Origin of the sequence: Neoroseomonas terrae, assembly GCF_018129025.1 — a bacterium.
GTDB lineage: Bacteria > Pseudomonadota > Alphaproteobacteria > Acetobacterales > Acetobacteraceae > Neoroseomonas > Neoroseomonas terrae.
Genome location: NZ_JAAEDI010000049.1, coordinates 1 through 16,506 on the forward strand (window position 1 = coordinate 1; position 16,506 = coordinate 16,506).

Below are 16,506 nucleotides of genomic sequence, written 5' to 3' on the forward strand. Positions count from 1 at the left end.
GGCCGTTCCATCGGCGCCCGGACCGGGGCCGACGGCTGCGCCGCCGACGCCCCGGCCAGCACCGCCCGAGATGGGCACCGCGCCGCCGCCGCCGCCGCCGGCTGACCTTCTGACGCCTTCGGGCCCGCCGCCTCCGCCGCCGGCGAACCTGCTCGCGCCGCGGTGAGGCACCGAGCGCCGCGGCCATACACAGGCCGCGGCGCTTGCTCTATAGGTCGCGGCCCTTCTCCACGGAAACGCCGCCATGACCGAGGACTTCCACCGCATCCGCCGCCTGCCCCCGTACGTGTTCGCCGAGGTGAACGCGGCGAAGGCCAAGGCACGCGCGGCCGCGGAGGATGTGGTCGATCTCGGCATGGGCAACCCGGACAGCCCGACGCCGCCGCACATCGTCGCCAAGCTGATCGAGGCGGTACAGGACCCGCGGACCCATCGCTATTCCCAGTCCAAGGGCATCCCGGGGCTCCGCCGCGCGCTCGCCGGCTACTACGCGCGCCGCTTCGGCGTGAAGCTCGATCCTGAGACCGAGGTCGTCGCGACGCTCGGGTCGAAGGAGGGCCTCGCCAACCTGGCCCAGGCGATCGCGAGCCCGGGCGACACCATCCTGGTGCCGAACCCGTCCTATCCGATCCATCAGTTCGGCTTCATCATCGCGGGCGCCTCGGTTCGGTCCATTCCCTATACGCCGGATGATTCGATGCTGGCCGCCATCGACCGAGCGGTGCGCCATTCGGTGCCCGCGCCGACGGCCGTCATCGTGAACTTCCCGTCCAACCCGACAGCGCTGGTCGCGACGATCGAGTTCTACCGAGAACTGGTCGCGCTTTGCCGCAAGCACGACCTCTTCATTCTCTCCGATCTCGCCTATGCCGAGCTGTACTACGGCGACGTGCCGCCGCCGTCGGTGCTGGAGGTGCCGGGGGCGAAGGACATCACGGTGGAATTCACCTCGATGTCCAAGACCTACAACATGCCCGGCTGGCGGATGGGCTTTGCCGCGGGCAATCCGCGGCTGATCGCGGCGCTGGCGCGGGTGAAGTCCTATCTCGACTACGGCGCCTTCACGCCGATCCAGGTGGCGGCGACCGCCGCGCTGAACGGCCCGCAGGACTGCATCGAGGAGATGCGGGTCCTGTACAAGGACCGTCGCGAGGTGCTGGTGAAGGGGCTGAAAGCCGCAGGGTGGGAGGTGCCGGCGCCGGAGGCGTCGATGTTCCTCTGGGCGCCGATCCCGGAACGCTTCCGCCATCTCGGTTCGGTCGGCTTCTCGAAGCTGCTGCTCGAAAAGGCGAAGGTCGCGGTCGCCCCTGGCCTCGGCTTCGGCGAGCATGGCGACGAGCATGTCCGCATCGCGCTGGTCGAGAACAACCACCGCATCCGCCAGGCGCTGCGCGGCATCCGCGGCTTCCTCGCCGGCGACAATGCGGCGCCGGCGGAAAGCGAAACCGCGGCCTGACCAATGGAGGAGATCGGCATCAACGGCATGGCGCATGTCGTGCTGACGGTCAGCCGCTTCGCCGAATGCCGGGCCTTCTACGCGCGGCTGCTGCCGCGGCTCGGCATGAAGCCGGTCTTCGACGGGCCGAAGTTCTTCTACTGCGTCGGCGCCCGCACGGCGATCGGCATCGAGCCCTGCGACCCGGCCCATGCCGGGCAGCGCTTCGACCAGGGCCGGGTCGGGCTGCATCATCTTTGCCTGCGCGCCCGCACGCGGGAGGATGTGGACCGCGTCGCCGCGCTGCTGCGAGAGATCGGCGCGACCATCATCCGCGCGCCGGTCGAAGGGCAATGGGCGCCGGGCTATTACTCGGTGCTGTTCGAGGACCCGGATGGCATCCGGCTCGAGGTCAATCACGTGCCCGGCGCCGGCGTTCTGGCCGAGGGCACGCAGTTCAACGCGACGGATGGCTACGAGGACAGATGATGGGCGCGATGGCGACAGGACAGGCCAAGGCTTCGAACCCGGAGAGCGTGGCATGACGCGCCCGCTCGCCATCGCCATTGCGGGTCTCGGCACTGTCGGTGCCGGCACGGTCAACCTGCTGCGCGCCAATGCCGACCTGATCGCGGCACGCGCCGGGCGTCCGATTGCCGTGACCGCGGTTTCCGCCCGCGACCGCGCGCGCGACCGCGGCATCCCGCTGGGCGGGCTGCGCTGGTACGAGGACCCGGTGGCGCTCGCCGCCGATCCGCAGGTCGATGTCGTCGTCGAATGCATCGGTGGCTCCGATGGCCCGGCCAAGGCGCTGGTCGAGGCCGCGATCGCCGCCGGCAAGCATGTGGTGACGGCGAACAAGGCACTGCTCGCGGTGCACGGCGCAGCGCTCGCGGAAGCCGCCGAGGCGAAGGGCACAGCGCTCGCCTTCGAGGCATCGGTCGCCGGCGGCATTCCCGCGATCAAGGCGGTACGCGAGGGCCTCGCCGCGAACCGCATCCAGCGCGTCGCCGGCATCCTGAACGGCACCTGCAACTACATCCTGACGACCATGCGCGAGCAGAAGCGCGAATTCGCCGAGGTGCTGGCCGAGGCGCAGAAGCTCGGCTACGCCGAGGCCGATCCGTCCTTCGACATCGACGGCATCGATGCGGCACACAAGCTCGCGATCCTGGCGGCGCTCGCCTTCGGTAGGCCGGTCGATTTTCCGGCCGTGCACGTGGAAGGCATCCGCGAGGTGTCAGCGCTCGACATCTCGCTGGCCGAGGAACTCGGCTACCGCATCAAGTTGCTCGGCATCGCGAAGCGGGAGGAAGGCGGCATCTCGACCCGCGTACATCCCTGCATGGTGCCGGTGAATGCGCCGATCGCTCGCGTGGACGGCGTGTTCAACGCCGTGGTCGCGGAAGGCGATGCCGTCGGGCGCGTGATGATGGAAGGGCGCGGGGCGGGGGCCGGACCGACCGCCTCGGCCGTTGTCGCGGACCTGGTCGACATCGCCCGCGGACGCTTCACGCCGGTCTGGGGTGCTGCGTCGGCCGCGCTGGCGCCGGAGGCCTCGCTGCCGATGGATCGGCATGTCGGGGCCTATTATCTGCGGCTCATGGTCGTGGACCGGCCGGGCGTGATCGCCGACGTGACCGGCGTGCTGCGGGACAATGCGATCAGCCTCGAATCCATGCTCCAGCGCGGGCGTGCGCCGGGCGAGGCGGTGCCGGTCGTGCTGACCACGCATGAGACGCGCGAATCGTCCGTGCGGGCGGCGCTGGCGCGCATCGCCTCGCTCGATGCCGTCGTGGAAAAGCCTGCACTGATCCGGATCGAATCGCTGTGAGGCGGCTCGCCGCGCTGCTGGTCCTGCTCGCTACGCCCGCCGTGGCGCAGGAGCAGCTGCGCGGCACCTGGCGCGGCAGCTACGTCTGCGCCCAGGGCCACACGGCCCTCGCCCTGACCATCGAGCCGGACAAGCCCGGCACCTTCTCCGCCTTCTTTCATTTCGAGGCGCCGAGCGACAATCCCGGCGTGCCGACCGGCTGCTACGAAATGCAGGGCCGCTTCGACCCGACCACCCGTCAGATGGTCCTCAACCAGCGGCGCTGGGTGCTGAAGCCGCCCAACTACGTCATGGTCGACCTTTCCGGGCAGCTTTCGCCGGGGGGCGACCGGATCGAGGGCCAGGTCCACGGCCCCTTCTGCGCTACCTTCCAGGTGGACCGCGCGCCGGGGCCGCCGGCCGCCGAGGCCTGCCGCCGTGGCGAGCCGGTGATCTCGCTCCGCTGACGCGGGCCGCGATTCCGGCTATGGGCGTGGGAACGGGCCGGTTCGCCGGCTCCTGAGGCTTCGATTCGGAGGATGGTCCATGGCGGGTACGACCCCCGAGCCGGGTGTGGTTGTCGACCGCAACCTGGCGCTTGAACTGGTGCGCGTGACGGAGGCGGCGGCTCTCGCCGCGTCACGCTGGATCGGCCGCGGCGACAAGAACGCGGCCGACGGCGCGGCTGTTGAGGCGATGCGCAAGGCGTTCGACACCGTCGCCATCACCGGCACCGTCGTGATCGGCGAGGGCGAGATGGATGAGGCGCCGATGCTCTATATCGGCGAGAAGGTCGGCCTCTACGCACGCACGGGCGGCGGGCCGGAGGTCGACATCGCGGTCGATCCGCTGGAAGGCACCTCGATCACCGCCAAGGGCGGCCCGAACGCGATTGCCACGGTCGCCCTGGCGGAGAAGGGCGGCTTCCTGCACGCCCCGGACATCTACATGGACAAGATCGCGGTCGGGCCCGGCTTGCCGGACGGGGTGGTGAACCTCGACGCCAGCCCTGAGGAGAACCTCAGGGAACTGGCCAAGGCGCGGAAGTGCTCGATCAGCGACCTGATGGTCTGCACGCTCGACCGCGACCGCCACAAGGAGATGATCAAGGCCTGCCGTGCCGTCGGCGCGCGCATCACCCTGATCGGCGACGGCGATGTCGCGGGCGTCATCAACGTCAGCCAGCGCGATGCGGGCATCGACATCTACATGGGCTCGGGCGGCGCGCCGGAAGGCGTGCTGGCGGCCGCGGCGCTGCGCTGCATCGGTGGTCAGATGCAGGGCCGGCTGATGTTCGAGAATGACGAGCAGGTCGCCCGCGCCGCCACCATGGGCGTGACCGACCCCAAGCGCATCTACACCATCGAGGACATGGCGAAGGGCGACGTGATGTTCGCTGCGACCGGCGTGACCTCGGGCGCGATGCTGCGCGGTGTCCGGCGCTTCGCGGGCGGGGCCTACACCCATTCCATCGTCATGCGGTCCAAGTCCGGCACCGTCCGCTACGTGGAAGGGCACCACAACTTCGACCGCAAGCCGTCGGCCTTCGTGGCCTGAGGCCCGGCATGGACGGGCCGGACACGGACGCCCCGGTCCTCGGCATCGCGCGAAGCGTGACAGGCCGCCGCTGGGTGTGGCGGCCCACCGATGCGCGCACCGGACTCGGCATCGCGCAGCGACTCGGCCTGCCGGAGATGGTGGGGCGGCTGCTCGCGGCGCGCGGCGTCGGACTGGATGTCGCGGCGGACTACCTCGACCCGACTCTGCGGGCGCTGATGCCCGATCCGTCCGCCCTGATGGACATGGATGCGGCGGCGGACCGCCTGGCCGCTGCGGTGCGCAGCGGGGAACACGTCGCGGTTTTCGGCGACTACGACGTGGACGGCGCCTGCGCGGGCGCGGTGATGTCGCGGCTGCTGCGCGACCTGGGCTGCGAGGTCTCGCCCTACGTCCCCGATCGTCTGAAGGAAGGCTATGGCCCGAACGCAGCGGCCATCGCGTCCCTGTGCGATCGTGGCGCCTCCCTGATCGTCTGCGTCGATTGCGGCATCGCGGCGGCCGAGGCGCTGGCGGTCGCGGAGGGCCGCGCCGACGTCGTCGTGCTGGACCACCACAAGGCCGAAGGGCCGGTGCCGCAGGTCCTGGCGGCGGTGAACCCCAACCGGCTCGATTGCGGCTCGGGGCTGCATCACGTCTGCGCGGCGGCCGTGGCCTTTCTGGCCGGTGCGGCGACCGTGCGCGTGTTGCGCCGCGCCGGCTGGTTCACGCGGCGGCCGGAGCCCGATCTGCTCGGGCTGCTCGACCTCGTGGCGCTGGCGACGGTCTGCGATGTCATGCCGCTGACCGGCTTCAACCGCGCATTGGTAGCGCAGGGGCTGAAGGTGATGGCGCGGCGCGGCAGGGCAGGGATCGCCGCACTGCTGGACGTGACCGGCGCGCGCGATGCGCCTTCCGCCCATACGCTGGGGTTCCTTTTGGGGCCGCGCATCAACGCCTCCGGAAGGATCGGCGAGCCTGACCTCGGGCTGCGGCTGCTGCTGTGCGAGGACCCGATCGAGGCCCGCGCCATGGCCGAAAAGCTGGACGCCGTGAATCGCCGGCGCCAGGAAGTGGAAGGCGAGGTGCTGTCTGCTGCCTTCGCCATGGCCGAGCGCCAGGTCGAGGCCGGCCATGCCGTGCTGCTGCTGGCGGCCGAGGGCTGGCATCCTGGCGTTGTCGGCATCGTCGCCGGGCGGATGAAGGAACGATACAACCGGCCGGCTTGCGTTGCCGGCGTGGCGGATGGGCTGGCGAAGGGGTCGGGGCGATCGATGCCCGGGGTGGATCTTGGCTCGGCCGTGATCGCGGCGCGCCAGGCCGGCTTGCTGGAGACCGGCGGTGGGCACGCCATGGCAGCCGGCTTTTCCTTTCGTGCGGGGCGGGAGGCGGAGGTGCACGCCTTCCTCGAGGAGCGCCTGCGTCATGCATCGCTGTTGCCCGCCGCGGCGGACCTGCTGGTGGAAGGCATGCTGAACGTCGTCGCGGCGCAGCCGGCGTTGGCGCAGGATGTCGCGCGACTCGCGCCCTTCGGACCGGGGAATGAGGAGCCGATCTTCGCCGTGCAGCGGGCCCGCGTGGTGAAAGGGGATCGCGTCGGCAAGGATGGCGCCACGGTGCGCGCCATTGTCGAAGGCGAGGATGGCGGGCGGCTGAAGACCATCTGCTTCCGTGCGAAGGATGGTCCGCTGGCCCAGGCGCTGCTGGCCGCCGACCGGGTGCCCATGCATCTGTGCGGGCATTTGCGTGCGGAACATTGGAACGGTCAGGTGACGGCGTCGCTGCAGGTGGTCGACGCCGCGCCGGTCTGATGACGATTGGGGGATTGACCGCGCGAGTGGCGGGCTTTAACCCCGCGCCACGGCCGGTCCCCTTCGTCTAGAGGCCTAGGACACCGCCCTTTCACGGCGGCGACACGGGTTCGAATCCCGTAGGGGACGCCACCTAGAAGAACCTAGGTTTCCGGCTCTTCCGACCCATCAGCCTGTTTACCTGTTTTCACGCTGTTTACAGCGTTCGCCTTGCGGGCTGCACGGCCGGTGATGCCGCTGAACCGGCGCTCGTTGCCGCCATCCTCCGCTGCCGCAATAATGTCGCCGAACGTCTGTTCGAGCGCTTCCTGTGCTGCCTTCGCCAAGGGCAGGTGCTGGACGCCGTCGAGGTAGAGCTCGAGGTTCTTGTCGCTGGTGTGGCCCGTCAGGCTGCGGATCGCGCGATTCTCGAAGCCCAGCATCTTCAATGCGCTTGGACCCGTCTTCCGCAGGCCGTGCAGCGTGTAGTGATCGAGATCCAGCTGCGCGACCAGGCGCGCCAACGTCTCCTGCGCGTTGCCGGTGGTCCAGGCCTTGCCACGCGGTGTCACGAAAAGCCGCAGCGGGTGCCGGCCGGCCATCGCCGTGAAGGCGCGCGCCAGGCTCGGCGGAACGTGGATCAGCTGCGGCTCGTCCGTCTTCTGCTGGCGGATGTCGAGCGTGGCCGCCGCGGCATCCCACTGCGCCGGCGAGAACTTCGTGACGTCGCTGCCCCGCTGCGCGGTCAGCAGGTAGCCGATGATCAGGCAGCGGAACTCGGGCGTCGCGGCGCGCAGGACTGCGATCAGCACCTCGGTCGGCCATCGGCGGTGCATGCGGCTCTTGGCGGCCCGCAGCCGCTCGGTCGATTCCCAAAAGTTCGCCGGTAGCAGTCCAGGGTGCAACTTCCGGTACTTCCGCATCACCATGATCATGCGGGAGCGCAGGTGATTCCAGGTGATCGGGGCGCCGGCGTATCGGTCTCTCAGTCGCTCGAGCCAGGCTTCGTCGAGGGCTACCACCTGCAGCGGCCCGAAGCTCTCGCGGAACAGGTCGAGGGTGCGTCGGTAGTCGCTTTGCGTGCTCGATTGAAGCTCCTTGAAGTCGGAGCTGCCGAGGTAGGCCGTGATCGCCTCATCCACCGAGTGCTTCGCGCGGCGCGGGGCGCCTTCGAACAGCGCGTCGGCGCGGTTGTAGTCCTCGATGAACGCCGTCGAGCCTTCCGGCCCGCGCAGCGGGATCCTATGGCTTCCCCGGCGATAGTAGAGGTATCTCTGCCCGCCGGCGCCCACGACCTCCCAGACGTACCGCTGTCGGGTCGAAAGAATCGAGCGCGCGCCGCGCATCGGTTCGCGCTTGCTCATCCGAAACGGTTCCCTCCAGGTCAAACAGGCGCCGGGCCGCGTCCTCGATCTCCTGCCGGTGCCAGCGGGGCTTCGCCGCGAGGGGATCACGCGGCGGCGGCATCAGCCGCATGGCGACCAGGGCCCGGAACTCCCGCTGGGAGTAGGACGTAAATTGGGCCGCGGTCGCAAGGTCCATGAGAAGAGGCCAGCCGGGCAGGGCGCTGCCGTCAGGCATTGGCGATCGTCAGCAGCAGGTCGGCGTGGCAGGGCAGGTGTTCCGGGCACCAGCAGCAGAGCGGCTTGCCGCGCAGCTGGGCGCGTGCAGCCTCGGCCGTCAGGTCAGGGTGCCGCGCCAGCCAGGCACGGTAGTGCTCGACAGCCACGGAATGCGCTTCGGCGGCCGTGCTGGCCGGATCGATGGTGCCGGTGCGCGTGTCGGTGCAGCACCAGCCGACGCCGTCGACCACCTCGGCTCGCCACGGGTTTCCCCAGGCACTGAGGCGGCCGACGTAGACTGCGCCGGCCGGCATGCGCCAGCCCCGCTCCCGTCGGCGTTGGATGCGGGTGGGGTCAGGCATCGACCGTCGGCCAGAGGTGCTCGCGAACTTGTGTGCTGCTCCAACCACTTCCAGGGATAAAATCGGCAAATGCTTCGCGTGGAGGGCACTCATGCTGAGCAAGGAAGTGGAGATTATTCCGATTGGGCCAGTTGGCGACCTCTTTCAAGTAACGGCTGGATTGGTGTACGCTCATCTCGAAATGGCATCTGTTGCTCTGCCTCCTGACGAGGCAATGGAGCGCGTTGTTCTGCACCCTGATGTGATCGACTTCATCAATCAGTGGGTTGAGGAGAACGGTGTGTTGCTCGGTACCCCTCACCCGCCTCGGCTGTCCTGGGAAGAAGTGCGGCGCCAAGTTCCTGCCGCGCGTTTTCTCTGAGAACGTCTTAGGCACCCGGCACCTCCCGCCATTCGCGGCCGTCGAGGGTGGCGCCGGCGGCCTTCTTGCCGATGCGGAACGTGAGTGCGGGGCGGACGCCGTCGCGCAGCGATTCCGTTCGCTGCCAGGGCTCCGGGTATGCCTCCTTGAAATGCGCCCGCTCCGGCGTGTGCTTCCATTCCCCCCACTGCTTGAAGAAGAACGGCACGCCCGCAGCCTGGCACTGGTCGCGCAGGCTCCGGAACCAGTCGGGGTGCGACGGCCGCGCCTTCGGGCCGCTCTCGCCGCCGGCGATGATCCAGTGCAGCCCGTTGCCGTGCCAGTATGCGCTGCACGGCGGGTTCTCCTTCCACCACGGCGATAGGTCGACTGGGCCGAGCAGCGGCTCACACGACAGGAACCGCTTCACCGCCGGCACCGAGAGCAGATGCGGGATGCGCCGAACGGCCTCCGCCTGGTTCTCAACCGTCGTGCCGAGCCAGACGTTCGCCGGCGCGCGCCCGTGCAGCCAACCGGCGATCCATTCCAACAGGTCGCCGCGGTCCACCCCTTGCGACAGGTGCTGCAAAGCTGCCTCGAGGCGGGTGCGGATCATCTGCGGCCGCTTCGTCAGCAGCAGCCAGATCAGGTGCGGTGTGATTCGAACGACGTCGAGCGCGTCGAGGAACCATTCGATCGGCGCCGCCTTGTCCATGATGTCGGCCATGGAGGCGCAGAAGACGCGCGGCCGTGTGCCGATTTTGCGCGCCTCGCTGTTCCATTTCAGCGGCTGGCGCCAGTAGCTCTCGCTGGTGCGCTTGCGCTCCGCGTGCGGACCCCATCCGCCGAACGTCTTCGGCGAGCGCTTCGCCTGCGCCTCGGCATAGCAGTGGTCGCAGGCTGGGCTGACGGCCTGGCAGCCGGTCCACGGGTTGAAGGTGTGGTCGGCCCATTCGATCAGGGTGTCAGCGCCCATGGGTGTCATCCCTCCGATCGAGCCAGCGCGCGAGGCGCGAGAGGCGAGCGACGTAGGATTCGTCGTAACCCTCGCCGAGCAGACCCCGCGCCGTGGTGACCTCGCGCGATTCCTTCAGCCCGTTGTCCTCGGGGTCCAGCGACTTCGGATCGAAGCTGCGCGATGCCTCGGCGGCATTCGGTGCGGGCAGCGGCGTCTCCGGCTTGCGCCAGGCCTGCTTCATGCGCGGTTCGGCCTGCGGCGGCGCGACGGCCGGCGCATCGGTCGATCGCGTGGGCATCGTCACCGGGCGCTGCGTCGAAAGGCCGAGCTTCTTGGCGTGGCCGTAGAGCGCATTGCTGGTGACCAGCGGCTTGCCCGGCAGCGCGTTCCAGCGACGGAAGATCTCCGACACGCTGCACGACGGATCCACCCAAAGTGTCCGCAGCAGTGACAGGCGTTCATCGGTGGCGGAACTGCTAGCGGCGGGGGCTGACCGCGCCGCCGCGTCAGCGAGCGACTTCGGCAGGAGCTCCGCCGCGGGGGCGTCACCGGGGGCATTGTCGGGCCCGGCCTCGATAAGGGTCGCCCCCTCCGCCGTGGCCGCGGCCGGAGGGGGCGAGGGCGTCGCCGATTCAGGGGTCGGCGGCGCCTCCTCGGCCGGTGCGGATGCCAGGGAGGCAGTCGGCTCCGCGGTAGTGTCGGCCGAAGGGCGGAAGATGGTGCAGTAGGCGGCGGCGTCGGCCTCGGTGCCGCAGCTCACCCATTCGTGGTCGGCGACATTCGCCTCGCCGTGGCGCACGACCCACAGCAGCTTGCCGTCTTCCAGGTTGACCACCTGGCGGGGCGTGAAGTCGGGGCCGTCCGGCAGCAGGTCATCCAACGTGGCGCAGGCATAGCCGCCATCGGGCAGGGCCCATCGCCCCAGCACCGGTACCGGCGGGTCCGGGTCGGCGTCGTCCTCGGCGGCCTTCGTCGCGAATGCGGCGGCGACCTGCTCGGCGATTGACGACGCCGGGGTTGTGCGCGGGCCGCTTGTCACCACGGTCCGCTCCCCGAGGCTCACGATGGTGGTGGTGTGATCCGCGTCCGGCGCGATGATGGCGCGCGTCCCGTCGAGGATGGAGGGCGGCAGCGCCGGCGCGTCCTCCTCCGGCAGCAACGCGACCAGCAGGTCGATCCCCCCGGTGAGGTAATCCGCGGGCTGCTCGCGGTCGGGATCGGCCGCGCGGTCGCGCAATCCGGCGAGGGCCGCGCGCAGGCCTGCGGCGGTGATGGTCACGGCATTCACGGCCAGATCTCCATGATCTGCAGGACGAGTTGCTGGATGCCGGCGATGATCAGCGCCCACAGGGTGAGGCTGGCGGCGCCGATCCCTGCGAACCACACCAGCGCGGGTATGCGCGGCGCTTCCGCCTGGGTTGCGACGCGCGGGCTCATGCGCCGAAGCCCACGCCGGCGAACAGCAGCACGCCGAAGATCGCGATCAGGCAGGCGGCGCCGACGATGTCCTGCGTCCAGGCGAGCCAGGTCCGCGCCGGGCGCGACATGGCATGCGGGTGGCGGGTCATCGGCCGGGCACTCCCGCCGCGGTGGCGAGGCCGGCCGCGGCGGCGCACACGCGCATCGCATCGTCCCGCTCGCGCGCCGAGGCGGGCAGGCGGGGCGGGTGCGGAAAGCGCGGGGCGGCATCGCGGAGGATGGCGGCGAAGGCCGTCCACTTCTCCCCTTCGAACGACCCTGTCGGGAACAACAGGCGCAGTTCCTCGACGCCCTTGTCGGCGGCTTCAGCCCAGATCAGCACATGGTCGGCGGTGAGGCCGGGGGTGTTCAGCAGGCTGCGCGCAAGGCCCGACAGACCCATCGGCAGGTCTTCGATGCGGGCGAAGAGCTCGGCGACGGTGGGGGGATGGGTCGTTTGCTCGGCGGGTGCCGAGTAGCCGGATCCGCGGCCGTCGAACGGGCCGTCGGGATGGGCAGGTATTTCGGGCATGGAAGGCGGCTCCGTCGAATGACGGCAGCAGCGTAGTTATATTTCGTGACATCATGCAAGGAGGAATGTCACGTTACGTGGCAACCTAACGCCGACGAAGATACACTCGATTGCCTGACGCTGTGATGTAATAGAGACCGCCGCGGGGACCGACGCAGGGATTGGTGGGCGTGCAACCGCCCAGGTAAGTCGGCGCAGGGGCCGGCGGGACGTATGGCCGGACAGTGGTTGTTGGCGTCCGATACGGTGCAGTGGCGGGCGGCGTTGTTCGGGCCGGCGCGGCCGGCTGAGCTATTGGGGTTGCAGTGCTTGCCCATGCGGAGGGAGGCGGCGGCGCGCTGGGCACTGCCTGATCCCTCCCGACCGATGCGGGTCTGGCTGGGGGTGGCGCGCCCGGGGCCCCGTCGTAGAAGGCGGCCGGCGCGGCAGTCGGCGCTGCCGACGTTAATGGACCCGCCGGCGGCGCGGCTGCACAGCCCGCCCCGAGGAAAAGTAGGCTACCGGCGGTTGCCCGTAACCTCGCCGAAAGGGTCTTGGCTTTCATGGATCGTCGCTCCTGGCGCGCGGCGCTTCGTTGGCGCCTTCGCTGGTGGGCGCACGCCCACGTCAACCTGCATCGGGAACTCGGCGAAAGGGGCGCCGACGACGGCTCCTACGGCCGCAGCGTGACCTAAGACCAGCTCCTGGAATTCATAGTCGCGAACGTGCCGGATCTCGCCGGCGTAGATCCACTCCATTGATATACCGAACCGTCGCATGAGCCGGGCCATGGCGATGGGGTCGGCCATGTTCTGGCCGTTCTCATAGGCCGTCAGAGCGCCGCGCGTGACGCCGATTGCCTCGGCCAACTTCTCCGCGCTGAGCCCGAGCGCCAGCCGCGCCGCCTTCAGCCGAAGACCGGCCTGGCGCTTCGCTTCACTGGCAGGCTCGAAAACTCGCGGTGCTGGCTTAACCGGGCGGGGCACGTCGCGGAGCGTGACGCTGCGCCGCAGCAAGGGCACGTCATAATTCGTGACATGGCTCGCTTGACAGATTGTCACGATTTGTGGCTACAATTGCGCATGACGCTCGCAGAGCTCCTTAGCGAATTAGGTGGTCATGCCGTTGTGGCCGAGCGCCTCGGGCTGCGTCGGACCGCGGTCACGATGTGGGTTCGGCGCGGCGAGATTGCCGCCGAGCACCGAAATCGCGTGTGGATGATGGCTCTGGACGCGGGCATTGATTGGACGCCGCCGGGTGCGGAAGACCTGCGCGACAAGCTCCGCGCGCCGGGACTTCCGCCGGCGAGGGTGGCCTGATGCTACGGCGGTGCGACAATGCTGATGCGGGCGAGCTCTCGGTCGCGCTGTGGCGGCGGGGTGAATGTCTGAATGATGTCCAGGCATCCCCTGCCGTTGAGCGGCGCCGTCGCGCACTGCGCTTCGCGCACCTCGACCCGTGGATTTCGCGGACATCTGCGCGAGGCCCAAGCCGGGCCTTCGCGAGCTCCGCCGGCGTCGAGGAGTCGGAAGACGACATCCGTCACTTCGCCAGGCCCGCCTTGACCTTCGATGATGATCGTCAGCCGGAGATCGCGCAGCGACTGTGGGGTGTTGTTCAGCGCGAGGAAAGAAAGCCGGCAGCCGCCGGCCCGAGACTGAACCATGGCGGCGATGCCAATCCGTCCTTCGGGAGGCCAGTGTGCCGGGCGCTGCGCGGGGGCCGGCTGCGCCGCGGCGATCCCGCCGATTGTCAACGCAGCGCCCACCCCCGCAGCCAGTCTTCTTACCAGCATCGTTCCCTCCATGCCCCGGCATGCAGGATTGCGCAGTTCCGAGCGACTCAGGAAGCCGGAACTGGCCGTGCGCTAGTCGTAGCTCGGGGGCTTTGCGGTTTCCGCTTTCACCTTGGCGACAGCGTCCGCCTCCGGGATTCGCAGCCCTGCCGTGCGGCCCAGCCGCATGAGATCCCACGCGGAGCCGCCCAGCTGCTCCCCGTACTTCGCGATCATCTCGGCGCGCGGCATCAGGGGATCCGGGTCGTCCGGTCGGGGGGCGGGTGGCGGCAGCTCCGCGCGGCTTGCAACCGCCGGGCGTGGGGGCGGCGGTGCACTCGTCTGGTAAACGGGACGGGCGGGCTCCGCTTTGGCCGACGACAACAGCAAGGCCAGCCCTGCGTTGATCTGCCGCAGCTCGTCGCGCATGTCGTCCAGGCCAATCAGCAAGGCCGCGACGAACAGCAGCCCGAGTGCGCCGCCGATCGCCGAAAGCCCGCTGTTGAACTGTACCGCGCCGCGCAGCGCGTTGGTCTCGCCGAAGCTGCCGAGCAGCGTGAACACTCCGACGATCGCGACCAGCACGCCGACGACCGCGGCGACTATGCCCATCTGTCGCATCGCTTTCTCCATTCCAAGGCATGCAGCATCGCGCGGATGCGCGCTTGGGGGGAGGGCTGATGCGCGCGCTGATCGGCCGCCTGCTCGGGTGGTTCTTGGATGGGGCGCGGCCCGGGAGTGCGGCGCCACTCGAGTATGAGTGGGCCGTCCTCAACTCTCTTGCTGCGCGCCCTCGCGTCGCATGCGAAGGATCCGCAGAAGGCTTCGCGGCGGCACGGCCGATTTCGGGTCCAGATCCGAGCGCTGCTCCAGGAGCGCAACAGCCTCCTCGAGGCGCTCCTCGATCGCGATCGCCATCGCGGGGTCCCGCGCGATGAGTGCATCCACGATCGCCTCGAAGCAGGTGAGGACGCCTGCGATCTGGGACGCAAGCGATGGGGTGCCGCTCATCGTTTCCTCCACGGGTTGGTTGGCACTCCCCATGGTGGCGAAGCCGGGGAGGCGGCGCCATCGCTTCTCCGCCCATGCCGGTCGCCTCAGCGTCTCTGCGCATCGTCATGTCGGCACCCTGTCGCGATCTCTGTCTCACCGCACCGTGAACCCGTCACGCCGGAGGTCCGCCGCATGCGGATGATGCAGCCTGTCGACATTGCCGCGCTGAAAACCGCGACGCGCCTGCTGGTCCAGGACGTCGGCGACCTGGCCGCGGCCGCCAGCGCCACGCGCGTCAGTGGCGCCCACATCGCCCGCGCCTATGACCGGCAGTTCGATACGACCCTCGCGCCGATCGACGTCATCGCGGATCTCGAGCGCGTCGGCGGCACCCCGCGCGTCACGGCGGAACTCGCCCGCCTGCAGGGGCACCGCCTCGTCTCCCTGGTCGCGGCGCAGGGCCGTATGGGCCGCAGCGTGGCGCAGGTGCTGGCCGGCGCGTCGGACGTCGGCGCCGCCTATGCGCGCGCGACTGAGGACGGGCGCGTCACCGCTGCCGAGCGCGCCGCGATCATCACGGAACTCGCCGAGCTCGCCGCCGCGGTCGAAGCCGCGCTCGGCGTGTTGGTCACTGCCGACGAAACCGAGTGACGGCAGGCAGGGCGGGAAGGGGGGAAGATCATGATGGTACCGGTGCCGCCGGAACTCGGCGCGATTGGCGACACGCCGGAGGATGCCTCCCGCCTGTCCGACATTGCCGACCACATCTTCGCTGTGCTGAAGCACCGCGCGCTGACGCCGGCGGAACAGGTGCTGATCCTGACGGAGGCGGCCATCTCCATCGTCGCCGTGCATGTGCCGGATCCGCAGCGCGCGCTGGCATTCATGGCGTGCCTGACGGGCAGCTCGCTGTCCATCGCCAGGACCATCGCGCGCGAGAAATCGGCGCTGTTGGATATGCCGGCGGCAGGGCGGGCATGACCTGCGTCGTGGCGGTGAGATCCGCTGAGGGCGTCTGGATCGGCGGTGACAGCGCTGCCGTAGGCGGTCTGAATTTGACCATCCGTCGCGACCCGAAGGTCGGTCGTGTTGGCCCGTGCGCAATCGGCTTCACCACGTCCTTCCGCATGGGGCAGCTACTGCTCCATAGCCTCGATGTGCCGGAGCCGCCGGCCCGCAAGGGTGAGCTCTATCGGTGGATGGTCAACGCCTTCGTCGACGCTGTGCGTGCCTGCCTCCAGCAGGGCGGCTTCGCGCGAAAGGAGCACGACGTCGAGGCTGCAGGCCGGTTCATTGTCGTGGTGAACGGCGAGATCTTCACGGTTGAGAGCGACTACCAGGTCGCGGTCGCTGACGTTCCTTACGCTGCGATCGGATGCGGCGAGAACTATGCGCTCGGCGCGCTCCGCGTCCTGACACGGCGGCCGAACTACTCGGCATTGGCGGTCTGTCGAGACGCGCTCGCCGTCGCAGAATCATTCTCCGCCGGTGTGCGCGGCCCCTTCAAGGTGTTCCGCGCCCCATGACCCTTTCCTGGAAACGCGACGCCCATGGCTGGCGCGCCTTCTGCGGCGAGGAACAGCAGGGCATCGTCCGCGTCGTTCCCTTCCGCCGCCAGTGGGCCTGGATAGTCGACATGCTGCCCGGCGATATCGAGCCGCAGGTCGTCGGGCAGGCCACCTTCGCCGATGTCGAGGACGCGAAGGCGGAAGCGCAGCGCCAGGTGAAGGAATGGCCAACGCCGATCGAAGGCGCGCGCCGCGTATGAGCGAGCGGCAAGCGATCCTCCTCACCGCCATTGCCTGCCTCGCCGTGGTGGCCGGCGGTGTCCTTCGCGGACTTGCATCATGAGTGCCGCTGCGCAGTCCGCTGCCGAGACCGACGCGGATCGCGCCGTCGAGGGGTGGCGCTACGGGCATCGCGCCGCGCTGTTTGCCCTGCGCCAAGCGCAGCACGAAGCGACGAACAACCCGG

At 69.4% G+C, this 16,506-nt stretch carries 23 protein-coding genes and 1 tRNA gene; 13 read left to right on the forward strand and 11 right to left on the reverse strand.

Annotated features, from left to right (window positions below):
- Nucleotides 1–244 precede the first annotated feature (244 nt).
- From GXW78_RS27255 to GXW78_RS27285, 7 genes are all read left to right on the forward strand, one after another.
- Nucleotides 245–1,456 (forward strand): LL-diaminopimelate aminotransferase, encoded by a 1,212-nt coding sequence (locus GXW78_RS27255; RefSeq protein WP_211872076.1) that lies wholly within the window; start codon nt 245–247, stop codon nt 1,454–1,456.
- A gap of 3 nt (nt 1,457–1,459) precedes the next feature.
- Entirely contained in the window at nt 1,460–1,924 is a 465-nt protein-coding gene (locus GXW78_RS27260; RefSeq protein ID WP_211872077.1) for a VOC family protein, read from the forward strand.
- Between the two features lie 52 nt (nt 1,925–1,976).
- On the forward strand, nt 1,977–3,269 hold the full coding sequence (locus GXW78_RS27265) for a homoserine dehydrogenase (RefSeq protein ID WP_211872078.1): 1,293 nt from the start codon (nt 1,977–1,979) through the stop codon (nt 3,267–3,269).
- Nucleotides 3,266–3,715 (forward strand): hypothetical protein, encoded by a 450-nt coding sequence (locus GXW78_RS27270; RefSeq protein WP_211872079.1) that lies wholly within the window; start codon nt 3,266–3,268, stop codon nt 3,713–3,715. Before GXW78_RS27265 ends, GXW78_RS27270 begins: the two co-directional genes overlap by 4 nt.
- A 79-nt stretch (nt 3,716–3,794) precedes the next feature.
- Nucleotides 3,795–4,805 carry a class II fructose-bisphosphatase gene (gene glpX, locus GXW78_RS27275; protein ID WP_211872080.1) on the forward strand — a complete coding sequence of 337 codons (1,011 nt, stop codon included), beginning with the start codon at nt 3,795–3,797 and terminating at the stop codon, nt 4,803–4,805.
- 8 nt (nt 4,806–4,813) lie between these two features.
- A complete protein-coding gene (recJ, locus tag GXW78_RS27280) occupies nt 4,814–6,595 on the forward strand; it encodes a single-stranded-DNA-specific exonuclease RecJ (RefSeq protein WP_211872081.1) in 1,782 nt (593 codons plus the stop codon).
- A 56-nt stretch (nt 6,596–6,651) separates the two neighbouring features.
- Nucleotides 6,652–6,727: transfer RNA gene (locus GXW78_RS27285), tRNA-Glu, on the forward strand.
- Nucleotides 6,728–6,738: 11 nt separating this feature from the next.
- Here GXW78_RS27285 and GXW78_RS27290 read toward each other — a convergent pair.
- Together GXW78_RS27290 and GXW78_RS27295 are read right to left on the reverse strand one after the other, a co-directional pair.
- Nucleotides 6,739–7,938: a tyrosine-type recombinase/integrase gene (locus GXW78_RS27290; RefSeq protein WP_211872082.1), complete on the reverse strand. Its 1,200-nt coding sequence runs from the start codon at nt 7,936–7,938 to the stop codon at nt 6,739–6,741.
- Between the two features lie 209 nt (nt 7,939–8,147).
- Nucleotides 8,148–8,591 carry a DUF4326 domain-containing protein gene (locus GXW78_RS27295; RefSeq protein WP_338147860.1) on the reverse strand — a complete coding sequence of 148 codons (444 nt, stop codon included), beginning with the start codon at nt 8,589–8,591 and terminating at the stop codon, nt 8,148–8,150.
- On the opposite strand from GXW78_RS27295, the gene GXW78_RS27300 reads away from it, so the two are divergent.
- On the forward strand, nt 8,590–8,859 hold the full coding sequence (locus tag GXW78_RS27300; RefSeq protein ID WP_211872084.1) for a hypothetical protein: 270 nt from the start codon (nt 8,590–8,592) through the stop codon (nt 8,857–8,859). The genes GXW78_RS27295 and GXW78_RS27300 overlap by 2 nt on opposite strands.
- Before the next feature lie 7 nt (nt 8,860–8,866).
- Here GXW78_RS27300 and GXW78_RS27305 read toward each other — a convergent pair whose 3' ends face one another.
- The 6 genes from GXW78_RS27305 to GXW78_RS27325 all read right to left on the reverse strand — a co-directional run bounded on the left by GXW78_RS27305 (nt 8,867) and on the right by GXW78_RS27325 (nt 12,781).
- Entirely contained in the window at nt 8,867–9,814 is a 948-nt protein-coding gene (locus GXW78_RS27305; RefSeq protein WP_211872085.1) for a DUF5131 family protein, read from the reverse strand.
- Nucleotides 9,804–11,084 carry a hypothetical protein gene (locus GXW78_RS27310; protein WP_211872086.1) on the reverse strand — a complete coding sequence of 427 codons (1,281 nt, stop codon included), beginning with the start codon at nt 11,082–11,084 and terminating at the stop codon, nt 9,804–9,806. The genes GXW78_RS27305 and GXW78_RS27310 overlap by 11 nt, the downstream gene beginning before the upstream one ends.
- Entirely contained in the window at nt 11,081–11,233 is a 153-nt protein-coding gene (locus tag GXW78_RS27315; protein WP_211872087.1) for a hypothetical protein, read from the reverse strand. The genes GXW78_RS27310 and GXW78_RS27315 overlap by 4 nt, the downstream gene beginning before the upstream one ends.
- Nucleotides 11,230–11,364 carry a hypothetical protein gene (locus tag GXW78_RS28390; protein ID WP_272876922.1) on the reverse strand — a complete coding sequence of 45 codons (135 nt, stop codon included), beginning with the start codon at nt 11,362–11,364 and terminating at the stop codon, nt 11,230–11,232. The genes GXW78_RS27315 and GXW78_RS28390 overlap by 4 nt, the downstream gene beginning before the upstream one ends.
- Nucleotides 11,361–11,786 carry a hypothetical protein gene (locus GXW78_RS27320; protein WP_211872088.1) on the reverse strand — a complete coding sequence of 142 codons (426 nt, stop codon included), beginning with the start codon at nt 11,784–11,786 and terminating at the stop codon, nt 11,361–11,363. The genes GXW78_RS28390 and GXW78_RS27320 overlap by 4 nt, the downstream gene beginning before the upstream one ends.
- Before the next feature lie 497 nt (nt 11,787–12,283).
- Nucleotides 12,284–12,781, reverse strand: a complete 498-nt coding sequence (locus GXW78_RS27325) for a helix-turn-helix domain-containing protein (RefSeq protein WP_211872089.1) — start codon at nt 12,779–12,781, stop codon at nt 12,284–12,286.
- Nucleotides 12,782–12,802: 21 nt separating this feature from the next.
- Here GXW78_RS27325 and GXW78_RS27330 point away from each other — a divergent pair, with 21 nt between their 5' ends.
- Nucleotides 12,803–13,084, forward strand: a complete 282-nt coding sequence (locus tag GXW78_RS27330) for a hypothetical protein (RefSeq protein ID WP_211872090.1) — start codon at nt 12,803–12,805, stop codon at nt 13,082–13,084.
- A 2-nt stretch (nt 13,085–13,086) separates the two neighbouring features.
- Here GXW78_RS27330 and GXW78_RS27335 read toward each other — a convergent pair whose 3' ends face one another.
- The 3 genes from GXW78_RS27335 to GXW78_RS27345 all read right to left on the reverse strand — a co-directional run bounded on the left by GXW78_RS27335 (nt 13,087) and on the right by GXW78_RS27345 (nt 14,562).
- Nucleotides 13,087–13,572, reverse strand: coding sequence for a hypothetical protein (locus tag GXW78_RS27335; RefSeq protein ID WP_211872091.1), 486 nt, complete (start codon nt 13,570–13,572; stop codon nt 13,087–13,089).
- Nucleotides 13,573–13,632: 60 nt separating this feature from the next.
- A complete protein-coding gene (locus GXW78_RS27340) occupies nt 13,633–14,160 on the reverse strand; it encodes a hypothetical protein (RefSeq protein ID WP_211872092.1) in 528 nt (175 codons plus the stop codon).
- A gap of 150 nt (nt 14,161–14,310) precedes the next feature.
- Nucleotides 14,311–14,562 (reverse strand): hypothetical protein, encoded by a 252-nt coding sequence (locus GXW78_RS27345; protein ID WP_211872093.1) that lies wholly within the window; start codon nt 14,560–14,562, stop codon nt 14,311–14,313.
- 168 nt (nt 14,563–14,730) lie between these two features.
- Here GXW78_RS27345 and GXW78_RS27350 point away from each other — a divergent pair, with 168 nt between their 5' ends.
- The 4 genes from GXW78_RS27350 to GXW78_RS27365 are packed head-to-tail and all read left to right on the forward strand — an operon-like array spanning nt 14,731 to nt 16,300.
- Nucleotides 14,731–15,183: a hypothetical protein gene (locus tag GXW78_RS27350; RefSeq protein ID WP_211872094.1), complete on the forward strand. Its 453-nt coding sequence runs from the start codon at nt 14,731–14,733 to the stop codon at nt 15,181–15,183.
- A 30-nt stretch (nt 15,184–15,213) separates the two neighbouring features.
- Nucleotides 15,214–15,513 carry a hypothetical protein gene (locus GXW78_RS27355; protein ID WP_211872095.1) on the forward strand — a complete coding sequence of 100 codons (300 nt, stop codon included), beginning with the start codon at nt 15,214–15,216 and terminating at the stop codon, nt 15,511–15,513.
- An 8-nt stretch (nt 15,514–15,521) separates the two neighbouring features.
- Nucleotides 15,522–16,058, forward strand: a complete 537-nt coding sequence (locus GXW78_RS27360; RefSeq protein ID WP_338147861.1) for a hypothetical protein — start codon at nt 15,522–15,524, stop codon at nt 16,056–16,058.
- Nucleotides 16,055–16,300, forward strand: coding sequence for a hypothetical protein (locus GXW78_RS27365; protein WP_211872097.1), 246 nt, complete (start codon nt 16,055–16,057; stop codon nt 16,298–16,300). Before GXW78_RS27360 ends, GXW78_RS27365 begins: the two co-directional genes overlap by 4 nt.
- Nucleotides 16,301–16,506: the final 206 nt, after the last annotated feature.